This window comes from Methanosarcina horonobensis HB-1 = JCM 15518, from assembly GCF_000970285.1.
GTDB classification, from domain to species: Archaea; Halobacteriota; Methanosarcinia; order Methanosarcinales; family Methanosarcinaceae; genus Methanosarcina; species Methanosarcina horonobensis.
The window spans coordinates 3,001,676-3,027,537 of the sequence record NZ_CP009516.1; the positions used below are offsets into that span (position 1 = coordinate 3,001,676).

Genomic DNA, 25,862 nt, shown 5'->3' on the forward strand with positions numbered 1-25,862 from the left:
CTTTACCTATTATTTATAAAATTGCTCTATAATATTATTTTACATCCTAAGAAGCCATCTGGATACGATTTTAAACTCACGTGAAACCTCTACACTCAATGAAAAACAGCTTCCTTACCTCTTTATTATGAAAAATTCAAGGCTTCACAGAGTCTTCGACAGCGTCGGTATTGAATGCAGGCATCTCTACAGGCAATCTAACGTCCAAATTAACGCTAACTGCCTATCGAAAAATGTCCGCAAATATCCTGAAGAAATCAAATTAAGGGCGGCCACCCCATCCAAAAGGAGGGGTATTCTTCAGGCCTCCCGCCCGGTTAATCGGGAATAGTTCATGATATCCTTTCACAAGGTTTTCAAAAAGAGGCAAGGGTTCACTTTATCCCCTACTTTAAGGGCTGGGTATTCGTACCTTTCTGCGCTCCCCTAGTAATAAAATAGCTTAATAGTTTAACAGTATAGCTTTTTTTGTTGTTTTAAGCTTTCTGCCAACATCTCCGGCTTACCAGGGTTTGTGCCTCCATTCCCGCAATTCTATGGCCAGGCCATCAGGATCGGTAATCTCGGCACGAATGGACACACCCAGATCTATCGGCCCCCAGGTAACGTAGACACCATGATCACGCAAGTAGTTGATAGCATCTTCCATCGATTTGACTTCCAGGGCCATCGCACGATAACCCACGGTCATCGAGGAGGGTGTAGGGGTGGGATTTTCCATATGCAGTAATTCAATGACGGTGTCGCCCAGTTGCAGGTAGGCGATCTCTTTCAGCGGTCCGGCCTTCACTGGCATCCTCGACACCAGCCGAAACTCCAGTATATCCTGGTAGAAAGCCATTGATCTGTCGAAATCACTCGGTAGAATCTCTACATGGTCAATACGTGTAAACATTGCTTATTCCTCCATTTTATTCTTCTTTATTCTTCTAAGACTGACAGGTACCCTGGCAACGATTATCATCCAGCATCTGTCCGAAATGAATTGTTAGCGAGTGCATTACTAAGTTATAGTAACTAGTGCTTAATGAAACCCAATTTAATAAGAAAACACCTGGGATTATGTTATCTTTTTGAAGGTAAGAGAATTAGCCCATTACCTCATAAGTAAAAAGGAGAAACTGGATTTTGTTAAGCCTGAACATGAGATCGAGAGCAAGATGAGAACAATGAATTTGAAGTCCTGTGCATGGGCCCGCTCGAAGTATTGCCTTCATATAAAAAAAAGGGATTGGCTCTTTACTAATGAACTGTTCCATTGAAAAAGCAAGGCAATTGGGATATAAAGCCATATTTCTTTTTGGTAATCCGGAATATTATAAAAGGTTCGGTTTTAGAAATACCAGAGAATATAACATTCAAACACCTTCCGGTGAAAACTTCGATGCTTTTATGGCATTAGAACTCTACAACGGGAGTCTAAAACAGGTATCCGGAAAATTTTTCGCATCAAGTTCTTTTGAGGTCACTGAGGAAGAACTTAAGAATTTTGAAAAGGAGTTTCCTCATAAAACCAAACATGTTACAGACACTCAATTATTTCATTGAATGTTCTCCTTGCTCTATTTATTTTGAATCTAACTCCTGAAGGGTTGGAGATATTGGGATAAAACACAAGAGTGCTTTGGCTTATCTGGAGAATAAGGCAAAGGAAAGAGGCTTGAGTTTTTAAGCTAGAAGTATAAGGAAAATAAGAGTTTTCCGAATTAATTAGTTGGTTTTATTTAATCTACTATAGATAGCAAGACACATATTTTAAGTGTTTTTATTCAGTTTTGTACAAAAATTGTTTTTTCGTTTCTTTCTCTTCATTCTTGAATATGATCTACACGGAAACTTTAAACTTTTTATTCATTAAACCCCACAGCACCCAAAACTTTAATATAATATCACAAAAAGAAGGCGTATTAAGTCTCCTTTTCCAATGCTTCAATTTTCATCTCTTTTCTGAAATCACCATCAGGGCACCCAATCCGTAACAAACTGGGCGAAATATGACATAACCTCTACAAAAGCGTACACTTTTTCACGTTACCTAATAACTAAAAACTTTGATGTGAGGGAGTGGGATTAGAAAATATAAATGTCTTTGTAAACTGATTAAATCCATCCTACGGCTAAGAGCCTATCATACAATCAAGCAGGACATAAGGCTGAATGTAGAAAATTGCAATTATAGGTTTGATATCAGCTGAAAAAACACTCAAAAAGTCTACAGATCTTTTTGGAGCAAAAATTTATAGGAGAAAGAAGACGTATTTAAACATATCAAACTATCAAAAAGAAGATTTTCTTATCTTTTGAAAAAGCTTGATAATTTCTAACAGGAGTTTTAATTCCAAAAAAGTTGGTTTGAGGTCTACTTTAGCTAAATACAGGAAATTTTGCCCTATTTGAGATTATTTTATTAAGTTTATTAAGTTTATTAAGTTTATTAAATCGTTGTGGGTGAAAAGATGACAAAAAAACAATTCGCAATCGCTTGTACCTTCTTACTCATAATAGCCCATATATTCAGGCGATGGAAACGTACGCAAAAATCTCTTATCTGGAAGGGATTTTTAAGCGAATCAATGTGGATAGAAGGTTATAGAGATCTATCGCTTTTCGAGAAATTGGTTTTTTGGGTGAATTATCCTTTCTCTTATGCTAGATTTTTGTCTGATGTTGTATGGTATCGTATTGATATATTGTATTTTATATATTCGAGAGCAAGATCCACTAAGTAAGGATTGAATTCCAAAAGATTTGAACTTCTCAAAGTATAATGTGCTTAGGGGGTTAAAGTCCCCTCAGTTTTTGCGGTGGTTGGACATGAGCAAAATCGATAAAAAAGATTTTCGATAAAAAAGATTTGATGGAGAAGATACTGTTTATTTAAAATATATTTTGAAGTTTTGATTTCCCAGGTTCCAGTAATTATTCCCTGCCTGCATTTCGCTATACATACTAAGTTGACCGCTTTTAACATCAGTATAATAAATTGTATACTTATACAGCTTCTTCTTTCATTTATATTCTGAAAACGTCTACGATAATTATAGTCTTATAAGTTTTCTCTCCAGACATCAAACTTTGTCGTCGTTTAAAACAGTGTAGTCTGCCTGTACCTTTTTTCCTTACCTGAGTCCTTTTCCTTCTGAGGGTAATTTAGAATACCTATGAGTCTATCAATAAAACCGATTTGTCCTTTTCGTATTTTCTTCTTAGCCAGCTCGATATCGAACCAGCCTGCTCTGTCGACCTCTGGATACTTCCGTATTTTCCCGGAGTTTTTTGGCCACTTAAGCGTAAAGGTATTACTCACAATATTTGTTACATCCAGGTCTTTTTCAAGAGCCCATACGTGCACTATCTTGTTGCTGGATTGATTTAACTCTCCCAGATCAATAAAATTGCCATCAACCTCAAAACCTGTTTCTTCTTTAAATTCTCTTTTTGCTGTGTCCAGGGGGTTTTCATGCTCTTCGGGTAGCCCTTTAGGTATTGACCATACTCCATAGTCTTTTTTTGACCAGACTGGTCCACCTGGATGAACCAGCATTACTTCGAGTTTTTCATTCCTGAACCTGAATAAAAGAATGCCATTGCTATAAATACTCATTTTTCCACTCCCTCACCAAACTGCTCTGATCTTCCGGTTTCATAATAAACTTATAGGCGCTACTTTCTAAATGAAGCAGAACAGCCATTTAATAAGTTGTAAATAACTTATTGCTGCCTGTGTTTTACAATATGAACTGCTCCAAGCACTGCTGCAAGCATCCAGAAAGAGCTCACGAAAGGAGCACTTTTTGATTCCGGAATAGAAGTTGAATTTTCTTCTTGTTTACTTGCCGCTTCTATATTGTCTAATATTCCGGTATTGTTTGTCTTATCATTTGTTTGGTTAATTGTACTCAATAATTCTTCTAGAGTAGTATTTTCGGCGGGTGTTGTCGCTTTCCCATCATCGGTTAGTGTATATTTGCCGCGATAAAAATCTGTAACTATGAAATGTTCGTGACCGATATCCTTTGTATTCGGATTAGTATCTTTTCTCAGATAGAGCAAAACTTTTTCACTGGCATTGAAGCTTGGATCGGCGTCTGTAGTCATGCTAAAATCTCCAATCGTCCCACCGGTGACTCTTACAATAAGCTCTCTGGATGATAACGGATTTTTCAGGTATTCATCAACACTTATAACGATGTCAGTGTAAATAATGTCGTCAGGATATTCAATACTATAAAGTAATTTATGAGGTCGTTTTCCGTCTTCTGTATTCCATCTGGGTGGAAGTATTTCTTTAACTGTACCAATTACAATCGTATCAGAGTTATCTCTTATCTCCTCATGAGTGTATGGCACGAAGTCTATACATATGTTAATGCCAATGGGTTCATTGTTACTGCTTAAAGCATTTAATGTCAGCAAAGAAAGAGCCAAAACCAAAAAAATGCCATATTTTGTAATGTTTCTCATCGTACCACCTCGGGTATGGAGTCAAAATCAGGTTTGACTTCACACATTTGAAATTTTTAACTAACTTTAATAAATCTTTTCAAATCTTTACAATCTATTCCTCAAATTGACTTTCTCATTTATTTTAAAAATTGATAATTATTCTTGAATCTTTGATTGTTTGAGACTCTGGACAGAAAGACTATATAGGAGCGTATTTTCGCAAGTATAGTTCCATAATATGTCTAAAAATGAAGTATTAATGCAAACTAAATGCCAGTTAAATGCAGTAGAATTTGCAGCAAACTTGTGTCTTTTAGTAATAAAGAGTTATTGACTAATATCAAATATGTTTATTAAATCAGTGTATCATCTCAAGTAATGTAAAAAATAAGACTACCAGAACGAAAGCAGTGGGAATTGGATTCAAGGAGAGAGACCAAATATGTCAGAAGTAAATTTTAACTCCAAGGCTTTTACGTATGCAAAAAACTCATTGGTTCAAAAGTCAGCTTCCGAAATCCTTCTGAACCTATTATCAATTCAACCGGGAGAAGATGTCCTCGATCTGGGCTGTGGTCCAGGTCATATCACGAAGAAAATCGCACAGATTACAGACGGAAATGTAATGGGCATCGATATTTCTCCGGGCATGATAGAACAGGCGGTAAGCTCAAGTCAAGAGTTTACAAATTTAACCTATTCTGTGATGGATGCTGAAAATTTTGAGCTGCCTGTCAACTTTGATGTTATCGTCTGTAACTCGACTCTCCAGTGGTTTCAAAAGCCGGAAAAGGTACTAACTCGTTGTTTTAATGCACTTAAGCCAGGTGGTAGAATAGGGGTACAGGCTCCAGCTACACAGTTGTATTGTCCGAACTTTGTTGAAGCGATAGAGAAAATCCGTATGCATCCATATACACGAGAGATATTTAAACATTTTGAAAACCCATGGTTTTTCCTCGAGAGCAGAGAGGAATATGAACAGCTATTCAGGAACTGTGGGTTTGATATCATTTATAGTGAACTTCGAGACGAATCAAATCTCTTCTCTCTTGAACAGGTGTACAAGATTTATCAATCCGGAGCCGAAAACGGTTATTTAAATCAATCTTTTTACAAAGTAACTTTGACAGACGACTATATAAATATATTTCGTGAATTGGTCAAAGAGGCTATTAAAGAACAATCTGATAATTCGGGCATGATTGATTTAAAATTCAAAAGAATTTATATAACGGCTAAAAAACAATGAATGCTAAAAAATGATGAATGCTAAAAATGAAAAATGTTAGAAGCAATAAATTCGATCAACCCTCTAGCCTCCAATATATAGGACTTATGCAGCTGAGATGAGAGGTCAGTAAAATTAAAACTTCTAGTTTCTAAATATAAATTAGCCGCAATATTTATTGTGCATTATTTTATATCTAAAATGTGCAAGTCTGTGAGTATTACTCCGAAATGCTGGACTCCGAAATGCTGGCGCAAACATATTTTGTTGCTTGCAACGTGCGTGCAATAAAAGTTTCAGCAGATTTTTAGCATCATGTTTCCACCCTTCTGGAACTCGTATGCCACCTTTACTTCAGTCACATCTAGCTTTTTCATCCTTAAGATATCGATCACGCGGTCAACGTACGGTGATCGGTTAGCGTTTACGTCCACCAGCGGAAATATTCTGACCTCTTTTGAAACTCTACACAACTCACCCAGCGATCTTAGATGAAACTCCAGCGATAGATTATCCGTATAGAGGAACAGCAAATGAGAGCACAGTGCAAGGTCGAACTCCTTTTTATCGAAAGGGAGCAAAGGCAGTTCACCCGGTATGTATCTTTTCTGCATCACGCCTTCCGGGAAATCTTCAAGAAATTTCGCCATAGCTGACATCCTGATCCTTCCAAGTTCCTCAATTGAGCCGATTTCTTGCCAAACAAACTTATCCCGGTTTTCTCGGGTCTGTCTAATTATGTCATCATAAGTTTCACCGATTTTCTGCTTGATCTGGTCAGTACTGAAACGGTAGACAGGATCGATAGATATGACATTTCCACCTCGCCCCGTAAGCTCTGCATTAAAGCTTGCCGGGCCGTCCCCGCAGCCCAGAATCTTTCGCTTGAGATCGGCAGGGGTCAGGCTGAACATCCTGACGTATTCGTCAAAAGACCTTCCCCAAGGTTTGATATCATGATATTCAATTGTCATGTTATGTACCTTATAGCACATAATTGTGCAGCGTATATATAAACCGTTTTATTCGATACCCAAATAAAATTAGTCATTAGTGTTTTGTTGAATTTTGAATTATTCAACAAAGCGTTTACCGTCTAACTTCGAGCCCGCCGGTAAAGCCAGGCACGTACAGGCTACAACAAGATTATTTAATAGCTGTGCCTTTGAAAAAGGTATAACAAAATGTACCTTCTTGTCCGGCCGTCCGGTGGAGGTCACTAATACCTTTATTCCACGTTCTTTCGTCGATCATCTTTAATTCCAGCGCCTGCTCCCTGACACCTTCTACCATCGCGTTGAAAGTATTTTTCGTAAATCCTTCTACCAGGTCGGGTTTACTCGAATCGACATACACCATTCTTGGGGAGACACTCACATTTTTAAAACCAGCTCGATTCAATAGCGGATAGATCTCTCTACCTATAAGGGAATTTCCCCCCAAAAGTTCCTGGATGTCGATCAGGCACTTTATTGCTTGCATGGCTTCATCGCTCCCGGGGTAAAAATAGCTTGAGCCATGATCTCCCTCTATAACAGTTATCGTGCCCCCTTTTTTGAGTACTTTTTTCACCGACAATAAAGCGTCCAGAGGGTTTTTAAGGTGCTCAAGTACAAAGCATATGAAAACGTGGTCAAAAGTCTCGTCTTCAAAGGGCAGATCGAAGATATTTGCCACCTGAAAGCTGACATTCGCCAGCCCTTCTTTTTCAGTCAATAATCTAGCTTTTTCGACTGATTCGCCGGAAATATCAATTGATGTGATGCTGGCTTCGGGGCTGTTTTTTGCTAATATAACTGTCTGTGCGCCCACGCCGCAGCCGGCTTCAAGAACTCTGCTCCCAGGAGGATATATAGTATCGTGATGCAACAGCGTAGTTAGAGTATTTGCCTGATCACAGAGCCGAGAATTTTCCCTATCCGAATATCCGTGTACGTAATCCATTTTATTCACCAATTCCATCAGATCATTGCTTTGCTGGTGCTAATATGTTCCTTGATGTACCTGTGTGTACAAAAATTTAGTGCTATGCAGCTGTAACAAGTCAATTACTCGCACTCGAAGTCGCAGACTTGCAGTTAACTCACGTTGCTACGTTTGATTGATAGACAAACCTTTAGCTCAGGGGGATATGTTCGAGGGATGAAACAGGAAGCCCATTAAAGCGAGTAGTTCATATGATGGTTATGAGAAAGAGCCAGGGAAGAGGACTTAGAAAACTGAAAAAGATCGGTTGAGAGCTGGCACAAAAAATGAGAGTATCACCTGAATAAATGAATTAATCTGGTGAAATTAATTTTGAAATCGATACGCTAGTTCATAGCATCGGTCTGCCAATATAGGTTCACATAGTTGTTGACAAACTTAGAAGTATCAAAACTCTTTATCTCGGAATTCTCCGCGAATTCCTTCATTGACAATATGGCCTTGTCCAGTTCATCTTCTATCACTTCTGACACGGGTGATAGTTTCTCTTTCAGATTTTCTGTGCTTGCCCTCTCGAAATCGCTAAACTTGATAAGCTTCTTTTCAAGAGCTAATGAAATTACTGGACAGCTATAATCTCTCTCGGTTATTTCTCTTGTCCATGTATTAATCGTATTACTCAGCATTGCTACGATATCCGCCAGTTTGAAAAGGACTATCGCTTTTCCAAGCTCAGAGGTGTCAAAATTTTTGGAAGACATCAGGTCGAGCAGGGAATGGGTCTCGATCATTGTAGAGGCAGCCCTGCTACGTACAACATGAGAGAATGGGTATACAATTTTATTCTTGTTCAAAAGATAGGAAAACTCCATTGATTCAGCAACGTTACGCATTGCTAGGAGAAATTCACCTCTGAAGTCACAGTATCTTGGAAGCGACGCTATTTGATTTCTAACTAAGTCTGAATAAATCCCAATAGTAGTTTTTATATACATATTGTTAGTTAAATGGGCATCTAATAATATATAATCTCCAGATTCAATTTTATCCGTATTATATAGCATGCTTAAAATCTCATAGCTGAATTTATCTCCACCGTTTTTTTCTCTTAGAAGCGCATAATCGCATGAATCGTCAACAGCTACACCGATCATGGACAGACATGTCTTGAGATCGGTTAGTCTGGAAACTAGAGACGGATCCACACAAGAAAGGTACAGACATCTATAACTGTTATATAACCAGTCGAAGAGAGCTGGCTTTCTGAGAGGGCTTGCAACATTTCTGAAGTTTAAAAAGTATTTTTCCCACAAAGTTTTATGTTCGTTCATTATCATAGTTATCACCTACTTTGACCGGGATCGTGTTCTGAGTTATTGATCAACCTGGCAAAGCGGGCATATCTGCTCAGTTCGCGCAAATTTTTAAAAACTACCCCTTTGCTTCCTGCTTTCAATTACTTATCCCCGCGACCCCGATAGTGATTATATTTTTAAATATTATTCATTGTGCACACAGATTAAACGATCATAAATCTCGGTAGAGATTTGATTCTCGATGCCTGATTTCAGTGAAATGATCTTAGATTTTCCTTAGTTCTATGAATCTTTGAACAGTATTTTATATTTCATCCCCGGCCCATTTTCAATTTCGATACTACCACCGATTTGATCCACAAGAGTGTTTACAAGTTGTAAGCCTAGCGAACTGATATTTTTAAAGTCAAAGGATTCCGGAAAACCAATTCCGTTATCTCCAACAGTCAGCTTAAAATAACTGCTGGGGCCGACGTTATTTTGCATACTAAAGTCAGCAGTAGTATTGCTTGACTTTTTATCGTCAAGAGCTTGAAGTTCAATGTGAATTTCCCCGCTTCGTCCATCTGGAAATGCATATTTTAAAGAGTTTGAAACCAGTTCATTGACAATGATACCCAAAGGGATTGCGTTGTCCATTTCAAAAAAGAAATCCTCCACATCCAAGTAAAGTTTGATATCGGAATTTCCTACTTTGTATGACTTGAAGAGATCATCTGTTAATTTTTTAAGATAAGATGCGAAGTTAATTGTTTCCATGTCTCTGGAGTTATACAATTCCTCGTGAATAACAGACATCGATATGATTCTATTGTGGCTTTCTCGAAATGCTTCAGCAATTTTTTTGTGATCGGGAGTCCCGGAAAGCAGGTTGTCGCATTCTAAGTCCAGGAGGCTGGAGATTACCTGCAGGTTGTTTTTTATTCTGTGGTGAATTTCTTTTTTGCGGAGCTTTTCAGCTCTGTCAAGCGATTCCGTTGCAATTTTTCTTTCGGTAATATCCTGTATAAAGCCCTGATAAAGTCTACTTGTCTGATCTATACTGTGTATAACTTGAATAGATTCAAAAATCCATACTCTATTCCCGTTCCTATTTCGCATTCTGTATTCTTGCTCAACTAGATAGTTTGATGCAGTACTCAAATTTCTTCGATTTTCAAAAAAATTGCTCCGATCTTCAGGATCCACAAGTTGAGCCAACTGGATTTTTCCAGAAAAAAAATCTTTATCTTCGTAGCCAGTAATTTCCTTTACGGCCCCGTGCAGCAGCACAAAATCAAAGTTGCCGTCTAGCTGGAATCCAATCCCTCTGAAATTCTGCAAATATCTGAGGAGATTTTCTTCGCTTATCTTAAGTTTTTCCTGATTATGCTCTCTTTCTGTAATATTTTTAAGCAAACCGATGGCTCTATATACACGATTATTTTCATCTTTTAGGAAAACACAACTACATTCCACATAAATATAAGTTCTATTCTTTCTTTCAAGTCTGAATTTCTGCTCAAACTTCTCTCCGGTCTTTAGAGAATTCATAAGAGTGTTCCAGAACATTTCTTGTTCTTCGGGATGGATTAAACTTTTACTGGCTCCCAGATCGACTTTACCGAATTCCTCTGGAGTATAACCAGTAAATTCTTCAATTATTCCGTACCATTCAATTTTGCCAGTCTTCGGATCACCATCGAAAATTAGTTGTCCTGTTTGGCCAGCTATAGAAAAAAATCTTTCCGCAATTTTCTCCAAGTTTTCTTTATGATAGTCCTTTTCCATGATTGTTTCTCTGTTCAATTCTAACTTTTTTCCATACCTATTTTCAAATGAACTCAACTATTTGAGGACATAAAGTTTATTGGTTATAATATGTACATTATTTGATTTATTTAATAAAAGGATTTCTACAAATATTATAAAATGATAATTTTTTAAATTCATATATTATAGAAAATGATAAATGAAAAAAAAAATTGAAAATATGATTTTTAATAGTAATATCTATAATACAATTTCAAGAGTTTATTAATTAATGAACTTATAAGACAGTAAATACTCAATATTCACATATAACTTGACAATTATCATGGAAAAATTAATTTCTCTTCTTTAATATACTATATCCCATACAATATATTAAAGAAATATTAATCATTAAGGTTTATTTCCTTTAACTGTATAAAAGTATTTACATTTATTTTACTTTTTAAGTCAACTGAAGTTTATTTTCGAATAAATAGACTACTAATCATTCCAATACTAATTACAGAGATATTTATGCATGAAAAATGGATTTAAGTTATTGTTAGCTAAAATTTTCGCGAAATAACTCTACCATTAACATCGTTTGAAACGGAGGGACATTGTAGAAATAGCAAAACCTCATCTGCATTACTTTTAAGAAATGCCGTTATCGATTTTTCTGATGAGCTCTTAATCATTTTTCTCTAATTTATGATTTTTTTTCAGATCTTACGGTATATGTCAGAAACGATTTATATTTTGTAAATAATATAAATTAATGCAATGGTATGCTGGTATAAAGAAGCTTGGAATACTTGAACATTTTACACGCATTTTGGGGGATAAAGATGAATAAAGCTCTATCAATATTTTTAATTTTTCTTTCTTTTTTCGTGTTAGCGACAGTTGCATCGCTGGAAAAGAAACTCAACTCACGCATGGTGAGCGATTAACATCAGGAATATCATTCTATGGTAACCACGTTTTTTGGACGGAAAGTGCTGGGAATGATGTACATGCTTATGATCTGACTACAGGAAAGCGAACAAATATTAATGGTCATCTCTCATGTGGCCAGACTCATGCAGTGTGACATATGTACTCACCAAACAAGCACAATAACAATTACAAATAGTTCAAGCTACGAGTCCCAGGGACTCGATATCTACGGAAATGCGTAGTATGGATAGAATCAGGCAATCTGTATATGTATGATATTACTGCTCATAAAATAACTCCGGTTACCAATAGTGGAAACGCAACTGACCCTGCAATATATGGCAAACGGATAGTATATACATTAAATCGTCCCACCTCTTTTGGTATTGGAGATATCTACACGTATAATATGTCTACTGCCAAGACAACCCGCATAACAACCAGCAATAGTGCTTTTAGTCCATTTATCTATGAAGATAAAATTGTATATGCAGATAGTCAAGATTCAGAGTCTGGTGATGAAAGAGACATTTATCTATATGACCTCTCGTCAACAGTACAAGATTTGCCTTTAGCTGAATTTACCGCGAACGTAACTTTGGAACTGCACCTTTAGTTGTGTTATTCACTGAAATCGGCACTGGTGGAGTCTCTACATCCTGGCATTGGGACACTGGAGACGGTATTTACTCAAAGCATGCCATGAATGCGACACACACTTTTACGAAGCCAGGAAGTTACACAGTTAGTCTTACTGTAGGAAATGCTATGGGTAGTAATACATCGACAAAGCCAAATTACATAGTCGTTACCGATCCAAACGCTCCCATTGCAAATTTTAATAGTAACATTATCGAGGGTTATGCTCCTTTAACAGTACAGTTTAATGACATTTCTCAAAATGCAACGTCAAGGTTATGAGACTTCGATAATGATGGAAAAGTAGACTCAACCGCGGTAAGTCCTGTTTATATATACAACATCAGGAAACTATACTATTAACCTGACAGTAAGAAATGCTTACGATACTACCTCAAAAGCCGGTACAATAATTGTACTTCCAGAAATTAGTTCCTGCAGCGGCACTGAAATCCGGATTACTACCAGCAAATTAGCATTCCATCCTGACATCTATGGTAACAGAATAAATAGTGTGACAAGATTTTCGCAACGGAAACTACGATATCTATATGTATGATCTATCCACTCCCAAAGAAACTCAAATTACTACCAATGAGTCAAATCAGGAGTCTCCAGCTATCTGTGGTGATAGGATAGTGTGGCAGGACAGCCGCAACGGAGGCTCGGATATTTACGTTTGCACTATCTCAAAGTAAAAGCAAAAAATAATAAAAGAATTTCAGAACATGCGGACCTGTCTGCCAAGTCCCTCCCGGACAGCCCTTTCATAAACAAGGTGCGCTGTTGCAACATCCTGAATTGCAAGCCCTGTGGAATCGAATATCGTAATCTCCTCTTCACTTGTCCTGCCGGGTTTGAGGCCGACCATAACTTCTCCAAGCTGGGCATGGATGTCATTTTCCGAGATATAGTGCTTCGAGAGAGGGACGTTCACTTCTCCGGAATGGAGCGCCTGAACCATGTCATCCACAATGATTTTGGAGCGGATAAGGAGTTCGGGGTCAAGTTCTTCTTTTCCCACGGCATCCGCACCTATTGCGTTTATGTGGGTGCCTGCTTTAATCCAGCTGGCTTTTACGATTGGTTTTCTTGTAGGGGTTGTGGTAACAAGGATATCGCAGTTGCAGACCTTTTCAATGCTCTCTTCGTAACGGATTTCGCAGGGCACGAATTCTGCCATTTCACGGATGAATTGCTCACAGCTTTCTTTTGTCCTGGAAGTGATCTTCACGAGTTCGGGTTCGAAAACTTCACAGAGGGCTTCAAGCTGGGTTTTTGCCTGGTTTCCTGCACCTACGAGCCCGATTACTTTCGAATCTTTCCTTGCAAGGTATTTTGCAGCAATTCCTCCGGCTGCGCCTGTCCGGACGTCGGTCAGATAAGTTCCGTCCATGATTGCGACAGGAGCTCCGGTCTCAGGGGAAATAAGGATAATCAGCGCCATTACTGTAGGAAGGTTGCGCATGGGATTCCCAGGATGGACGTTTACAATCTTTACACCTGTAATGTCCTCTTCTTCAAGGTATGCAGGCATTGTCCGCAGGTCGCCGTTGTAAGCGGTATAGTAAAGATAGGATTTAGGCGGCATCTGCACCTTGCCAAGCCCGTGCTGCCTGAAAGCCCTTTCTACTACCTGCATGTCGGAATGCATGTCCATAACACTCTTTACTTCTTCCTGAGCCAGCCACAATACTTCCATAACGTAACCCTCCACCGGAGCCATAGAATTTCCTCACATCCTGAACATAAGCTGGCTTCCGGCTGAAAACCAGGCTTAAACTGAATAAAACCGGAATAAAAACCGGCGGCAAACAGGCGCATTGACTGCCGTATAGCATGGATTGCCATTTTTATTCGCGTAAATATGTATATATAACATATCTTCACTCATTTAAAGAACTTCCTTCGTGAAAGGAGAAACTATGCAAGAGAGTTCTGCTACTTTTCCCGAACCCGACATGAAAGAGAAATTACTGAAGCCTGCCCGGGACATCCGGAGTATCCTGCGATGGGGATACCCCAAATTTGCAACTATCCGTTTCGTGGCTGAGCATTCCCAGCTCAGTGCCGAAGAGCGGAATATCCTCACAAGGGTGATTATGCCCCCTGAGAAGGTGGTTTCCAGAATCAGGAAGAAAATAGCCTGTGACGGCATAAGAAATAGGGATCTCCACCTTGACGGGTACAATGTCCTTCTTAGCGTGGACAGCCTTCTGAAAAACGAACCCTTGTGGTTCTGTGATGACGGATATATAAGAGATACTCGCTATTATTTCAGCAAAACAAGTCAGGCTGAGGATATAGAGGAGGCCCTTGACTCAGTCCTTGAGTTTCTCTCCGAAGCCAGCCCGAAGTCAATAACTTTTCTCCTTGATTCTCAGATTAGCCGGAGCGGGGAACTTGCAAGCTTCATCCGCCGCAAACTTGAAGAATACGGAATCCGAGGAGAGGCACGTACCTCAAAAACTGTGGACTTTGACCTGAAAACGGAAGGCGGAGATCCCAAAAAAAATCTTGTCGTTGCGACCTCCGATGGAATTGTAATTGACTCGGTCCTGCAAGTACTTGACATCCCGGCCTGCCTTATGGAAAAAACAGGAATTGAGCCTATAAGGCTGTACTGAACAGAATTTTACGACAAGCAAAGGCAGAATGCCCGTCACTTTAAACAGAAAATTAAGACTTATGAACAGACTGGAAAATGTATAAATCATATGGGCTTAGATAAGCTTCTTCCTACAAAACAGAAGTATTCTGAATCTACTACAGTGGGTATAGATGTCGGGATTAAGGATTTTGCTGTACTCTCTACAGGCGAAAAGATTGAGAATCCAAAATACTTGAAAAATTCTCTTAAAAGACTTAAATACCTTCAAAAAAGAGTAAGTAGAAAGGTTAAAGGTTCAAAACGCAGAGAGAAAACGAGACAGCTACTTTCTAAAATCCATGAGAAAATAAGCAATCAGAGAAACAATTTCCAGCACCAAATCTCTTCTAAACTTATCCGCGAGAACCAAGCTATTGCACTGGAAACTCTGAATGTTAAAGGTATGGTCAAGAATCACCATTTAGCACAGTCTATAAGTGATTCTGCATGGAGTAGTTTTGTAACAAAGTTAGAGTATAAAGCTGAATGGTTTGGTAAAACTATCCTTAGAATAGGGCAATTTGAACCATCCTCTAAACTTTGTAACGTTTGCGGATACCACAATTCAGAACTAACATTAAAGGATAGAGAATGGGTCTGCCCCATTTGTAAGACTCCGCATGATAGGGATATTAATGCTGCAATAAATACCAAAAAATTCTCTCTCCTTGACCAAAATCTCATAACCACTTGACACCTGCGGAACGCAGGGAAGAGCCTGGGGACTTGCTCTCAAAAGAGAGAGGGATGAACCAGGAAGCCTGCCATTTCAATGGCGGGTGGTTCACGAACTTGAGACTGACCACAATGAGCAAGGTTCATTAATTTATTACCATGTATCCCGTCTGGAATGTTCTGCCTGTCTGTAGATCTCTTCAGCTTCTGCATACTGCCCTTTCTCTTTCAGCAGGTTTCCATATCCGCAGAGGCTCCCAAAATGTCCGGGATCAAGTTCAAGTGCTTTTTTATACTGGACCTCAGCCTCGTGCCTGTGTCCGAATCTGGCAAGCAATCCTGCATATTCGCAGTGAGCTTCAACATCTTCAGGATTAATTTTAAGCGCATACCTGAAGTGCACCCTTGCCCCATGTACAATTCCATGTTCTGCAAGCAGACGAGCGTAAAAAACGTGAAGTTTTGGGCTTTCAGGATCTGCCTTGAGAGCTTCTATGTAATGGGCTTCGGCTTCAAAGGGCTCCCCTTTTTCTTCAAGAAGACGAGCATAGCGGAAATTTGACTCAACGTGCCCTGGGTCAAGTTCAAGAGCCCGAGTATAATGGTAATTTGCTTCGGTTTTTTGCCCGCGCCTGTAAAGCAAGATTCCGTACCCACAATGCGCTCCTACATGCCTCGGGTCAAGGAGAAGAGCTTTTTTGTAAGCTTCTTCTGACTTATCCAGTTGACCGAGCCTGTAAAGCAGGCAGCCATAGTTGCAGAGCGTATCCACATGGTAAGGGTGAAACTCAAAAGCTTTCTCATACTGAACTCTTGCATTATCCAGTTCCCCGATTCCAGCAAGTATGGCTCCATATCCGCAGAGGGCTTCTACATTTCCCGGATTTTCTTTAAGAATTTCTTTGAATTCTCTGGCAGCAGGGTCCCCTAGCCCGAGCAAAGAAGCCGTTTTCCCTGCCTCCATATGAGCATCTTCCCGCATTTTCCCTGAGAAAAGCAAAGCAGATGCCCTGGAAATTATGTACTTTTCCCTGTACATCTTATCGTTGCCGAAAATAAAGGAGAGTTTCAGCAGGGTATCCGGCGAAAGCGCGTGTTCACGTGAAAAAGAAATGACAAACTCAACGACCTCATCGAGATTAGATTTATCTTCTGCAACCTTTTCGATTACATGCAAAACCAGCTTGTCTACGGCATCTATCTCCATGCTCAAAAACCTCCTAAATTTTATAACTACAGTTAATTTATTTGGCTGGCTATAAATAATTAGCTATATTATATTGTCTGAATAAATTAGAAAAGACAAAGTTAAAAAAGGCAGAAACCGGAGGAGATCGGAAAAAAGAGAACCGAAAATCAGATAGCTTCCGACCAACGGTTGATATGGCGAATATTATCTAAATATTAAGAAAGATGTTTCATGCTTTTTCCCACACCATTAGTGATTACCACAACCTGCCAGCCAGATGATACATTTCTTGACCGCGCAACAGTTTTGAGTCCTCGAGTTATATAGCGTCTCACCTGCCTCTCTGACGGTGCCCATAAAAAGAGAAGAATAAAGCAGGTTAAACGGAGAACAGTAGTGCAAAAGTAATTAAAAAACACAACCGGAATGATATTCGGGACAAATCGAATCGGAACTGAAGAGAAGATAAAAGTTTGAAAATAAAAAAGGATGAACCGAGTATGTGGTTGCCCTGTTAGACCCTGTTTACATGCAGACTGTATCTCGGCTCCACATCATACATACCCTCAAGTTCTTCTTCAGTCAGGAAACCTCTGTCTATCAGCTTACTTAGGGTTTTCCTGTCAACGGATTCGACCATATCCCAGAGGTTGCGCTCCTGAAGATAAGGTTTTAGCTTGCGGATGCGCCAGAGTTTCCAATCAACTTTTTTCCGTCTGAGTTCCACATCCCCTATTCTCAGGACATCGATACCTTTTTCATCAAAAGAGCTCAAAATACGGTTCCTAAGTTCTTCCCGCCTTTTTTCAAGAACAGATATTGCAGAGACAAGTTCATCGTATTCAAGTGCAACATCGGCAAGATCCATCTCTTCTGGATCCTGTTCGCTTATATCAAATTCCACTGTCCTACACCCCGTTTATACTCTTAAATTTCGCATGTTATTTCTTTTGGATTTTTTATATAAATCGTTCCTACCTTTTCTCGAATTTCCGTCTTTTTCTACTTATATTGATATTAGGCTGTCATTTATTAGGCTGTCATTTATTACCTGCCATTCCTGTTTAAGTATATGCGGGTAATCAGGTTTATAGCTGCACCTACAGGTATAGCTATGTCTAAACAGAGATTTATATCCTGATATACAGTAGCAGACTTTAGTTAGATCTTAGTCATACCTTAAAACCTGCCAATACTTAGATGATTAAAACACCCAGGCAGGCAGTATTTTTAAGCATGGAGATATTTCACATTTAATGGGTTTATCGGGGTGAGTTTATGCCGTTAACCAGCTTCAGAAAAGCAAGAGCAAAAGAAGAACTGCGCCTTATTCTACCAGAGATAAACGAGATTCTGGAATCCGAACCTGCCGTGCTCAGGATTAATCCGGAATCAATCATGCTTATCGGAGATATCCATGGAGACCTTTATGCCCTTGAGTTCATAAATGGGATGAGAAAAAAACTTGGCTACAAAAAAATTCTTTTTTTGGGAGACTATGTGGATCGGGGAACAGAAGGCACAGAAGTCCTTACAAAACTTTTCCAGATGAAACTTGAGGAGCCCGAAGATGTCTTCCTTCTAAGGGGCAATCACGAAACCGTTGATATGAATATCTATTATGGTTTTTTTGAGGAAATTGGCTATGACCGCGATTTTCTTCTCGAAATAAGCAGGACATATGATGTATTGCCTGTAGCAGCGGTTGTCTCAGGACATACTTTCTGCGTGCACGGAGGGATTAACGGGACTGAAAGTGTCGATTCCATTACAAAAGAAGGCGCTTTTCCCTATCTATGGAATGACCCTTCAGAACTTCCGGGGCTAAGTAGATCGTCAAGAGGCTCCACGGTCAGGGAATTCGGTCCTGATATTGTTGACGGTTTTTTAGAAACGAATGGTTTGAAAAGAATCGTAAGAGGGCACACAGCTCTTAGAGTCGGGTATGAATGGTGGTTCGATGGTAAATTATTGTCAATTTTTTCATGCCCTGACTATGTTGGGCTCGGAAACGCTGCCGCTTTTGCCCTTATCAGGGGAGGAGAGCTAAAAATTATTACTTTTGAGAACTAACAAGAACAATCCCATATGAGTATTACGAGTAAACAGAAAAACCAGATAAGTAAAAGTTCAAAATGATTAAAGCAAAATATAAAAATTGCTCCAGCCTGAGTCACTACTTCAGACTGGGGATTTTCGTTTTGCCGGATTGTGGATTATTTTTATCTGAAGAAAAAAATAATAAAAGTTGAAATTTGGAGCCGGAAGGCACGATGCCGTGAGTAGATTCAATGATATGATAGATGCTTTGATGGATGTTTTTGAATGTCTGGATCTTTTGACTTTCTTTTTTTAGTTATATCTACCTGTTAACCTATGTTCGTCTCTGATAGACATCTGATAACCTTTGATTATATCTGGTTAATCGCCTTTAATCCAGAATGATCCAGGTTTCTGTCATTTTGCTACCTATATCAGGGTCGAGCTGCATTGCTTTCATATACTGTATTTTTGCTTCGTCGAAACGCCTCATTTTTCTCATAAGCAGACCGTAACTGTAATGGAGCGGTGGATAGTAAGGATTGAGCGCAAGGGCTTTCTTGTACTCTTTCTCTGCTTCGGATAAGCGCCCCATTTCTGAAAGGAGGTTTCCGTAGCTGTAATGTCCTTCTGCACTTTCAGGGTCAAGACTGAGGGCTTTTTTGTATTCCATTTCAGCTTCGTATCTTCTTCCAAAACGGGCAAGAAGGTTAGCATAATTGGAATGGATTTTTGCATCGTTCTGGTCAAGGGCAAGGGCTTCCATATATTGTTCCTCAGCTTCCGAAACACGTCCTTCCCTTGCAAGGAGATTTCCGTAGTTGAAAAGAGTTCTCCTGTGTCTGGGGTTAAGGGACAGAGCTTTTCTGTACTCAACTTCGGCTTCCGAAGAACGTCCAAGGAAAGAGAGTAAGACACCGAAATTGTGGTGGAGGCTCGGGTCTTCAGGGTCAAGCTTCATTGCAAGCCTGTACTCTTTTTCCGCATCCCTGAGTCTTCCAAGCTCAAAAAGCATGTTTGCATACCCACCTCTGGCAGGAACATAGTCCGGGTTACCAGAAAGAGCTCTTAAATAACGTTCTTCCGCTTCCCGGAAAAATCCATACTCGGTCAGAAGGTAAGCGTACCCTGCATTTGCTTTTACATTTTCGGGTGAGGTTTCAAGTACAGTTTTATACTCACTTTCTGCTTCCTCAATCCTTCCAAGCTCTAAAAGAAGTTCAGCATAAGCACATCTTACATCTTCGTTTTCAGGGTTTTCTTTCAGGATTTCCGTGTAACTTGCCTCGGCTTCAGGGGAAAAGCCAAGTACGTGTGCTGCTGTACCCAGTGCATAGAAAGACTCTTCACGGAGCTTTCCGGAAGCCTGCATTAAACAGACCTTTGCAAAAACATATTCTTCCATATGCATTTTTTGCTTTCTGCATGCACTGGACAGCTCAAGCAGGAGTTCTGGGGGAAAAGACTTTTCTTTTGAATTTTCCAGGGCAAAATCGGCTGCGCAGGCGAGATTGTTCTGGTCAGATCCAATTATTCCTATTACATCGTACACAAAGTCGTCTATAGAGTCAAAGTCCATACTTCCGGCACCTCAGAAGGAGTGTTCTAAATGGGGGAATTGTCAGTGTAACATCCAGACTATACTTTTGTATTTAGTTGAATATATTAGTGAGTGAATATTCCGTATCACTATTTGACATAACATTAGTATTTGAGTAGTGCATAAGAGAACCAGTATAATATTACAATTATCATATAACACTCTATCCCTTTGGAACGCAAAATAAAACAGTAATTGGATTGAACGACATCGTTTTCCTATTAAAATAAGTTCTGCAGGATAAAAATTAAGCGGGATAAGACAGGAGAGATAACAAAAATAAATTCTAAACGATAAAAACATAAAAAATGACACAATAAGCTAGAAGGAAAAAAAGAAAACTAAATTAATAAAAATACGAATAGAAAAGAAAAGCATATCGAATGATAGTAGTTCCAAGAGAAAAAAGAATTAAAAATTTCGATTAGAGTATAAACTGGATGTCGGAAAACAACCAATTAGTATTAAATCATGAGCAGTATTAATTTCAAGTTAGCTGGTAAAAAAGAATCTGTCATTTCAAAGATTACAAGCAATTTAAAAAGAGAATCTGATAAGACAGGGAATTAGATAAAAATAGATGAAAATGAAAGAAGATTGAACGAGAAAACACAGGGTTTAGATTACTTCTTGTTCTTAGATACGGATTTCGATCTTCCACAGTAGAGGTCATTCTTAATAAAGCTCCAAAAAAACAATATATGAGAACTATACTTTCCTTATTGCTTAATATTTAAGATGAACTGCTTGTACTGAAGAATAGCCAACAGATACCTGATAACTATTTAATGATCCCTAAAACTGACCACCATGTTTCTTAGACTCTTTTCTCTGTTTCTGATTATTCCCCTTGTGGAGATCTATCTACTGGTCAAGATAGGAGGTATAATCGGAGCTTTAAACACCGTGCTTATTATTCTGATAACCGCAACCCTTGGAGCTTACCTGACAAAGAGCCAGGGCTTCAGGGTGCTTCTCCAGATCCAGGACGCAACCAGACAGGGGTACATGCCTGGAAATGAACTTTTTCATGGGCTCTTTGTATTAATAGGGGGCTTTGCCCTCCTGACCCCTGGCTTTCTGACCGATGCCATAGGTTTTTCCATGCTTATTCCTCAGATTAGAGAAGTTTATGTGGAGATAGCAAAAGGAATCATAAAGAAAAAGATACGGCAGGGCAGCTTCCAGATGCGGATGTACACGGATTTCAGGTAACCTACCCTCGTTATGGGAATTCTTCCTATTCTTCTTTTTTGCCAGAAATTCCCGACAGGGAATCTCGATTTTGTAAGCCTGCTTTAGAATCCTGAAGTTAAAAACTCTCAGGACAGAAACTCGAATACATAAACAAGTACCGGTGCCAGAAAAACCGTAATTAGGCCAGCAATTCCTATTGCAAGCCCACTCATTGCCCCTTCGGTTTCTCCAAGTTCTATTGCCCTTGTTGTCCCGAGAGCGTGGGAAGCTGTGCCGATTGCAATGCCGACTGCAACACTGTCCTTTATTCGGAAAGAGCGGCAAATGAAAGGACCCAGCACAGCTCCTATAATTCCTGTTGCCACAATTGCAGCTACTGTTATCGCAGGCAGGCCTCCTATCTGTTTTGAAATCTCTATTCCTATGGGAGTGGTTACGGATTTTGGGACAAGAGAACTGGTTATGATCTTATCAAGCCCGAAAAAGTTAGATAAGATTAGAATGCTTGATATACCTGCAATGTAGCCTGCACTTATGCCTGCAATTATAGGTAAAACATCGCTTTTCAGGAGCTGGATTTTTTTGTAGAGAGGCACGGCAAGTACCACGGTTGAAGGCCCGAGGAAGAAGGAAATATAGTCTCCACCCAGATTATAGGTCTCGAAATCTATCCTGAAGTAAAGGTTTTTGAAAGGCACACAATAAATTCATATCAAGCGAACTCCTATTTTCATAGGGTGTTCTGATGGGAGAGAATCGCTTCGTGTATATGGACCATGCAGCTACCACTTTCATAAAACCGGAAGTGGTTGAAACTATGCTGCCTTTTTTGAAAGAACATTTCGGAAATCCCTCTTCCCTGTACTCAATAGGCAGGGAAGGAAAAGAAGCTGTGGAAACCGCAAGGGAGAAGCTTGCAAAAGCTCTTGGAGCCAGGCCCGAAGAAATTTACTTTACTTCAGGGGGAACCGAGTCTGACAACTGGGCTGTTAAAGGAACTGCTTTTGCCAGGCGAAAAAAAGGAAAGCACATTATTACCACGCCAATCGAACACCATGCAGTCCTTTATCCCTGCGAGTATCTCGAAACACAGGGCTTTGATGTTACCTATCTGCCTGTGGACGAATACGGACTTGTAGATCCTGCAGAACTGGAAGCTGCAATAAGAGAAGATACCATCTTGATTTCGGTCATGTACGCCAATAATGAAATCGGGACAATCGAGCCGGTTTCGGAAATAGGGAAGGTTGCCAGAGAGCACGGGATCCCTTTCCATACCGATGCCGTACAGGCAATAGGCAATATCCCCCTTGACCTGAGTGGGAAAGAAAGGGATGTGGACATGCTTTCCCTTTCCTCGCATAAATTTTATGGACCAAAAGGGATAGGAGCGCTTTACATTAGAGATGGAATAGAGATCGACAACTACATGCACGGAGGAGCCCAGGAGAGAGAAAAGCGAGCCGGGACAGAGAATGTTGCAGGGATCATGGGCATGGGAAAGGCTATAGAGCTTGCAACTGCAAACATAGAAGGGCATAACGAAAAGATAAGGAAAATGAGGGACCGACTCAGGGCAGGAATACTTGAGATTCCTGAATGCAGACTGAACGGGCACCCGGAAAAGCGCCTTTCAGGGAACCTGAACTTCAGTTTTGAGTATATAGAAGGAGAGTCCCTGCTTCTTATGCTTGACCAGATGGGGATCTGCAGTTCAACTGGCAGTGCCTGTTCTTCTGGCTCACTTGGTCCTTCACATGTACTCAGCGCAATAGGAGTGCCGCCTGAGATTGCACAGGGTTCTCTGCGCCTGACCCTTGGGGACGCGAATACAGAAGAAGATATCAATTACGTACTTGAAGTCCTGCCTGAAATTGTTGGAAAATTGAGGGCTATATCTCCATTCTACAAGCCGGCAAGTGTATGCGAAAAATAAACAAGAAAATAAGTAAAGCGAGGGAATTTTGTGTATAATAAAAAAGTAATGGACCATTTTATGAATCCGAGAAACGTGGGGGAAATAGAAAATGCAGACGGGATCGGAGAAGCCGGAAACCCCCATGGGGACCGGATGAAGATTTTCCTGAAGATCAGGGATAATAGAATCGAAGATGTAAAATTCAAGACGTTTGGCTGTGCAGCAGCAATTGCGTCCAGCAGCATGGCAACCGAAATGATAAAAGGTAAAACCCTTGAAGAAGCCTGGGAGCTTACGAACGAAGCTGTAGCAGAAGCGCTTGAAGGGCTTCCTCCGGGAAAACTTGAGTGTTCGGTAGTTTCCAGGGAAGCTACTCACAGAGCTATTAACGATTACCGTAAAAAGTATGGGCTTGAACCTCTGGAAGAGCAGACCTGAAAGAAAAGTGCGTAAAAACTTTCATGAACTAGCAGCTCGCTGTTGTGACAATGCTCGGGTTTGGAGCTTAATTGGATTTATTTTTCCTGAAACCTCTGGAATCTTTCGAGTCTTTATCGTAAACTTGATTATAAAAGTACCAGATCATGTCCTATGAAAAAAATAGGGATTGCGATTACCGACCCGGAAGACTGGACAGCCCAGGCACTTATCAATGCAGCCGGGAAAAAAGGATATTCTCCTTTTGTCTTTGACCTCAGAAAAACAGAAGTCAGGATAGGTTCAGGAGTTTCTGAACCGGCTGCTCTTATTAAAGCCGGGAAAATCCTGCTCTCGGATCTTGACGCACTTATTGTAAGAGATGTAGGTGCAGGAGCTTTTGAAGGGGTATCTTTCAGGTTTGATACCCTGAGGGAGCTCGAGGCAGAAGGAGTTGCAGTTATAAACTCCCCGGAAGCCATCCAGAATGCGGCAAACAAGTACCATGCTTCTTACCTTCTGGCAAAAGCCGGGCTCCCTTTGCCTGAAACCATAGCTGTTCAGAGTGTAGATGCAGCCTTAAAAGCAGTATCAAGATTCGGGGATTCCGTCATAAAACCTGTTTTTGGTTATAAGGGAAAAGATATTGCAAGGGTGAAGAACCAAGAGATCCAATTTTCAGACCGAAAAAACGAGCATGTTTCTGTAGAAGAAACTCTTGAAAAACTGCTCGAAGAAAGGGGAATGCTGTATATCCAGGAGTTTATAGAAAATCCAGGGAGGGACATACGAGCTTTTATTGTCGGAGGCGTTGCCATAGGCGCAATTTACCGAAAAGCTGCTGCAGGTTCCTGGGTAAATAACCTGAGCCAGGGAGGAAGTTCGGGTAGGTGTGTACTTACCGATAAGCAGAAAGAAATTGCCGAAAAAGCTGCCCTTGCAGTGGGTGCAACATTCGCGGGTGTTGATATTATAGAAGGTTCTGAAGGTATAAAAGGTCCTGAAGGTATAAAAGGTCCTGAAGGTATAAAAGGTCCTGAAGGTATAGAAGGTTCTAACGGTCGGGCTGAATACAAAAATAAACAGGCGGAAAGCCAGAAAAATGAAAACGGGCAGGGACCCAGGATACTTGAGGTCAATGGAACGCCTTCAGGAAAAGGAATTTTTGATGCATGGGGCATAAATCCTGCAGATTATATTCTGGAATACCTTCAAAATATGTTATGAATTAACTATAAATGTTATTGGAGATAGTATAACATATTTTAGGAAGATTTTTCATACAGGTATTATCAAATCTGTAAGCTACCAAACCTACAAACTATCAGATCTGTGAAAGCAGTAAAAGCAGCCCGTAGATGAAGCAGTCTGCGAACAGGCCGTTTGAGCATGCAGCCTAAAAAAGTCATTAAGAGTTAGAGAGAACTTTTAAACTCTAATCTGAAAGAAAGCTGCACAGAAAACATTTAAGATACAGGCTGCCCTTGAATAAGCCCGAGGCAAAAGATGAGCGAGTACAAACAATGTATAGTTACCCGGGACGACCTGAAACTTTCTAAAGGTAAATTTGCTGTACAGGTAGCACATGCTGCGCTTTCTGCGGCTGAATGGGCAAGCAAAAGCGACCTTGAAAAATGGAAAGAAGGAGGGCAAAAAAAAGTTGTCCTGAAAGTTCCCACCCTTAAGGATCTTTATGAGCTTAAGGAGAAAGCAAGAAGGGAAGGACTTCCAACAGCCCTGATACAGGATGCAGGCCTTACTGAAATCCCTCCTGGGACGGTTACTGTGCTTGGAATCGGACCGGCAAAAGAAGAGATTATAGATAAAGTTACAAGGGACCTCAAACTTGTCTAACTGCCAGAGTGCCAAAAAAAGGATCGGCCCAGTTTTAAAAAATAAATAGAGGATGCCTGAAGAGATGTTTTCACTGACCGAAAAAAATTAT

The 25,862-nt window shown here is 40.0% G+C and carries 25 protein-coding genes and 1 pseudogene; 14 read left to right on the top strand and 12 right to left on the bottom strand.

The features are described 5' to 3' along the window. Positions 1-502 precede the first annotated feature (502 nt). On the bottom strand, positions 503-895 hold the full coding sequence (locus tag MSHOH_RS13190; RefSeq protein WP_048140267.1) for a VOC family protein: 393 nt from the start codon (positions 893-895) through the stop codon (positions 503-505). A gap of 350 nt (positions 896-1,245) precedes the next feature. On the opposite strand from MSHOH_RS13190, the gene MSHOH_RS13195 reads away from it, so the two are divergent. After that, entirely contained in the window at positions 1,246-1,548 is a 303-nt protein-coding gene (locus tag MSHOH_RS13195) for a GNAT family N-acetyltransferase (RefSeq protein WP_239450968.1), read from the top strand. A gap of 1,537 nt (positions 1,549-3,085) precedes the next feature. Here the strand turns inward: MSHOH_RS13195 and MSHOH_RS13205 are convergent. Both MSHOH_RS13205 and MSHOH_RS13210 read right to left on the bottom strand, forming a co-directional pair. After that, on the bottom strand, positions 3,086-3,604 hold the full coding sequence (locus tag MSHOH_RS13205; protein WP_048140271.1) for an NUDIX domain-containing protein: 519 nt from the start codon (positions 3,602-3,604) through the stop codon (positions 3,086-3,088). Between the two features lie 107 nt (positions 3,605-3,711). Beyond that, a complete protein-coding gene (locus MSHOH_RS13210; protein WP_204245319.1) occupies positions 3,712-4,464 on the bottom strand; it encodes a hypothetical protein in 753 nt (250 codons plus the stop codon). Positions 4,465-4,888: 424 nt separating this feature from the next. Between MSHOH_RS13210 and MSHOH_RS13215 the strand changes: the two genes are divergently transcribed. Next, entirely contained in the window at positions 4,889-5,698 is an 810-nt protein-coding gene (locus tag MSHOH_RS13215) for a methyltransferase domain-containing protein (protein WP_048140273.1), read from the top strand. Between the two features lie 275 nt (positions 5,699-5,973). Here the strand turns inward: MSHOH_RS13215 and MSHOH_RS13220 are convergent, their stop codons facing one another. The 4 genes from MSHOH_RS13220 to MSHOH_RS13235 all read right to left on the bottom strand — a co-directional run bounded on the left by MSHOH_RS13220 (position 5,974) and on the right by MSHOH_RS13235 (position 10,689). Beyond that, complete coding sequence (locus MSHOH_RS13220) at positions 5,974-6,651, bottom strand: hypothetical protein (protein WP_048140275.1); 678 nt, start codon at positions 6,649-6,651, stop codon at positions 5,974-5,976. A 172-nt stretch (positions 6,652-6,823) separates the two neighbouring features. Then, positions 6,824-7,621, bottom strand: coding sequence for a class I SAM-dependent methyltransferase (locus tag MSHOH_RS13225; RefSeq protein ID WP_048140278.1), 798 nt, complete (start codon positions 7,619-7,621; stop codon positions 6,824-6,826). Positions 7,622-7,989: 368 nt separating this feature from the next. Next, the gene (locus MSHOH_RS13230) at positions 7,990-8,940 is read right to left on the bottom strand and encodes a hypothetical protein (protein ID WP_048140280.1); all 951 of its coding nucleotides are present in this window, start codon (positions 8,938-8,940) and stop codon (positions 7,990-7,992) included. Positions 8,941-9,201: 261 nt separating this feature from the next. Further along, positions 9,202-10,689 (bottom strand): sensor histidine kinase, encoded by a 1,488-nt coding sequence (locus MSHOH_RS13235; protein ID WP_048140282.1) that lies wholly within the window; start codon positions 10,687-10,689, stop codon positions 9,202-9,204. Positions 10,690-11,860: 1,171 nt separating this feature from the next. Here MSHOH_RS13235 and MSHOH_RS25250 point away from each other — a divergent pair. The 3 genes from MSHOH_RS25250 (at position 11,861) to MSHOH_RS22885 (ending at position 12,929) form a co-directional block, all read left to right on the top strand. After that, positions 11,861-12,208, top strand: coding sequence for a TolB family protein (locus MSHOH_RS25250; RefSeq protein WP_048140285.1), 348 nt, complete (start codon positions 11,861-11,863; stop codon positions 12,206-12,208). 2 nt (positions 12,209-12,210) lie between these two features. Further along, entirely contained in the window at positions 12,211-12,513 is a 303-nt protein-coding gene (locus MSHOH_RS25255; protein ID WP_048140286.1) for a PKD domain-containing protein, read from the top strand. Between the two features lie 269 nt (positions 12,514-12,782). Continuing rightward, positions 12,783-12,929, top strand: a complete 147-nt coding sequence (locus tag MSHOH_RS22885) for a hypothetical protein (RefSeq protein WP_082089355.1) — start codon at positions 12,783-12,785, stop codon at positions 12,927-12,929. A gap of 23 nt (positions 12,930-12,952) precedes the next feature. On the opposite strand, the gene ala is transcribed toward MSHOH_RS22885, so the two are convergent. After that, on the bottom strand, positions 12,953-13,933 hold the full coding sequence (gene ala / locus MSHOH_RS13250) for an alanine dehydrogenase (RefSeq protein ID WP_048143472.1): 981 nt from the start codon (positions 13,931-13,933) through the stop codon (positions 12,953-12,955). Between the two features lie 223 nt (positions 13,934-14,156). Here ala and MSHOH_RS13255 point away from each other — a divergent pair, with 223 nt between their 5' ends. The 3 genes and pseudogenes from MSHOH_RS13255 (at position 14,157) to MSHOH_RS25705 (ending at position 15,706) form a co-directional block, all read left to right on the top strand. Beyond that, positions 14,157-14,858 carry a DUF434 domain-containing protein gene (locus tag MSHOH_RS13255; protein WP_048140287.1) on the top strand — a complete coding sequence of 234 codons (702 nt, stop codon included), beginning with the start codon at positions 14,157-14,159 and terminating at the stop codon, positions 14,856-14,858. 33 nt (positions 14,859-14,891) lie between these two features. Further along, a pseudogene (locus MSHOH_RS13260) lies at positions 14,892-15,575 on the top strand (RNA-guided endonuclease TnpB family protein); the annotation flags it as partial. After that, positions 15,572-15,706 (top strand): hypothetical protein, encoded by a 135-nt coding sequence (locus MSHOH_RS25705; protein ID WP_275425532.1) that lies wholly within the window; start codon positions 15,572-15,574, stop codon positions 15,704-15,706. The pseudogene MSHOH_RS13260 and the gene MSHOH_RS25705, both read left to right, overlap by 4 nt. 4 nt (positions 15,707-15,710) lie before the next feature. Here MSHOH_RS25705 and MSHOH_RS13265 read toward each other — a convergent pair whose 3' ends face one another. Together MSHOH_RS13265 and MSHOH_RS13270 are read right to left on the bottom strand one after the other, a co-directional pair. Next, the gene (locus MSHOH_RS13265) at positions 15,711-16,763 is read right to left on the bottom strand and encodes a tetratricopeptide repeat protein (RefSeq protein WP_048140289.1); all 1,053 of its coding nucleotides are present in this window, start codon (positions 16,761-16,763) and stop codon (positions 15,711-15,713) included. A 496-nt stretch (positions 16,764-17,259) separates the two neighbouring features. Further along, a complete protein-coding gene (locus tag MSHOH_RS13270) occupies positions 17,260-17,649 on the bottom strand; it encodes a hypothetical protein (protein ID WP_239450969.1) in 390 nt (129 codons plus the stop codon). A 374-nt stretch (positions 17,650-18,023) separates the two neighbouring features. Here MSHOH_RS13270 and MSHOH_RS13275 point away from each other — a divergent pair, with 374 nt between their 5' ends. Next, positions 18,024-18,818 carry a metallophosphoesterase gene (locus MSHOH_RS13275; RefSeq protein WP_048140291.1) on the top strand — a complete coding sequence of 265 codons (795 nt, stop codon included), beginning with the start codon at positions 18,024-18,026 and terminating at the stop codon, positions 18,816-18,818. 358 nt (positions 18,819-19,176) lie between these two features. On the opposite strand, the gene MSHOH_RS13280 is transcribed toward MSHOH_RS13275, so the two are convergent. Continuing rightward, entirely contained in the window at positions 19,177-20,364 is a 1,188-nt protein-coding gene (locus tag MSHOH_RS13280; protein WP_048140293.1) for a tetratricopeptide repeat protein, read from the bottom strand. An 831-nt stretch (positions 20,365-21,195) separates the two neighbouring features. On the opposite strand from MSHOH_RS13280, the gene MSHOH_RS13285 reads away from it, so the two are divergent. Then, positions 21,196-21,600, top strand: coding sequence for an FxsA family protein (locus tag MSHOH_RS13285; RefSeq protein WP_048140295.1), 405 nt, complete (start codon positions 21,196-21,198; stop codon positions 21,598-21,600). 107 nt (positions 21,601-21,707) lie between these two features. Here MSHOH_RS13285 and MSHOH_RS13290 read toward each other — a convergent pair whose 3' ends face one another. Then, positions 21,708-22,280 (bottom strand): LrgB family protein, encoded by a 573-nt coding sequence (locus MSHOH_RS13290; RefSeq protein WP_239450970.1) that lies wholly within the window; start codon positions 22,278-22,280, stop codon positions 21,708-21,710. A 47-nt stretch (positions 22,281-22,327) separates the two neighbouring features. Between MSHOH_RS13290 and nifS the strand changes: the two genes are divergently transcribed. From nifS to pth2, 4 genes are all read left to right on the top strand, one after another. After that, positions 22,328-23,518, top strand: coding sequence for a cysteine desulfurase NifS (nifS, locus tag MSHOH_RS13295; RefSeq protein ID WP_048140297.1), 1,191 nt, complete (start codon positions 22,328-22,330; stop codon positions 23,516-23,518). 30 nt (positions 23,519-23,548) lie between these two features. Further along, entirely contained in the window at positions 23,549-23,938 is a 390-nt protein-coding gene (gene nifU, locus MSHOH_RS13300) for a Fe-S cluster assembly scaffold protein NifU (protein WP_204245322.1), read from the top strand. Positions 23,939-24,091: 153 nt separating this feature from the next. Next, positions 24,092-25,144, top strand: coding sequence for a tetrahydromethanopterin:alpha-L-glutamate ligase (gene mptN / locus MSHOH_RS13305; RefSeq protein WP_048140299.1), 1,053 nt, complete (start codon positions 24,092-24,094; stop codon positions 25,142-25,144). A 279-nt stretch (positions 25,145-25,423) separates the two neighbouring features. Further along, positions 25,424-25,771: a peptidyl-tRNA hydrolase Pth2 gene (pth2, locus tag MSHOH_RS13310; RefSeq protein ID WP_048140301.1), complete on the top strand. Its 348-nt coding sequence runs from the start codon at positions 25,424-25,426 to the stop codon at positions 25,769-25,771. Positions 25,772-25,862 lie beyond the last annotated feature (91 nt).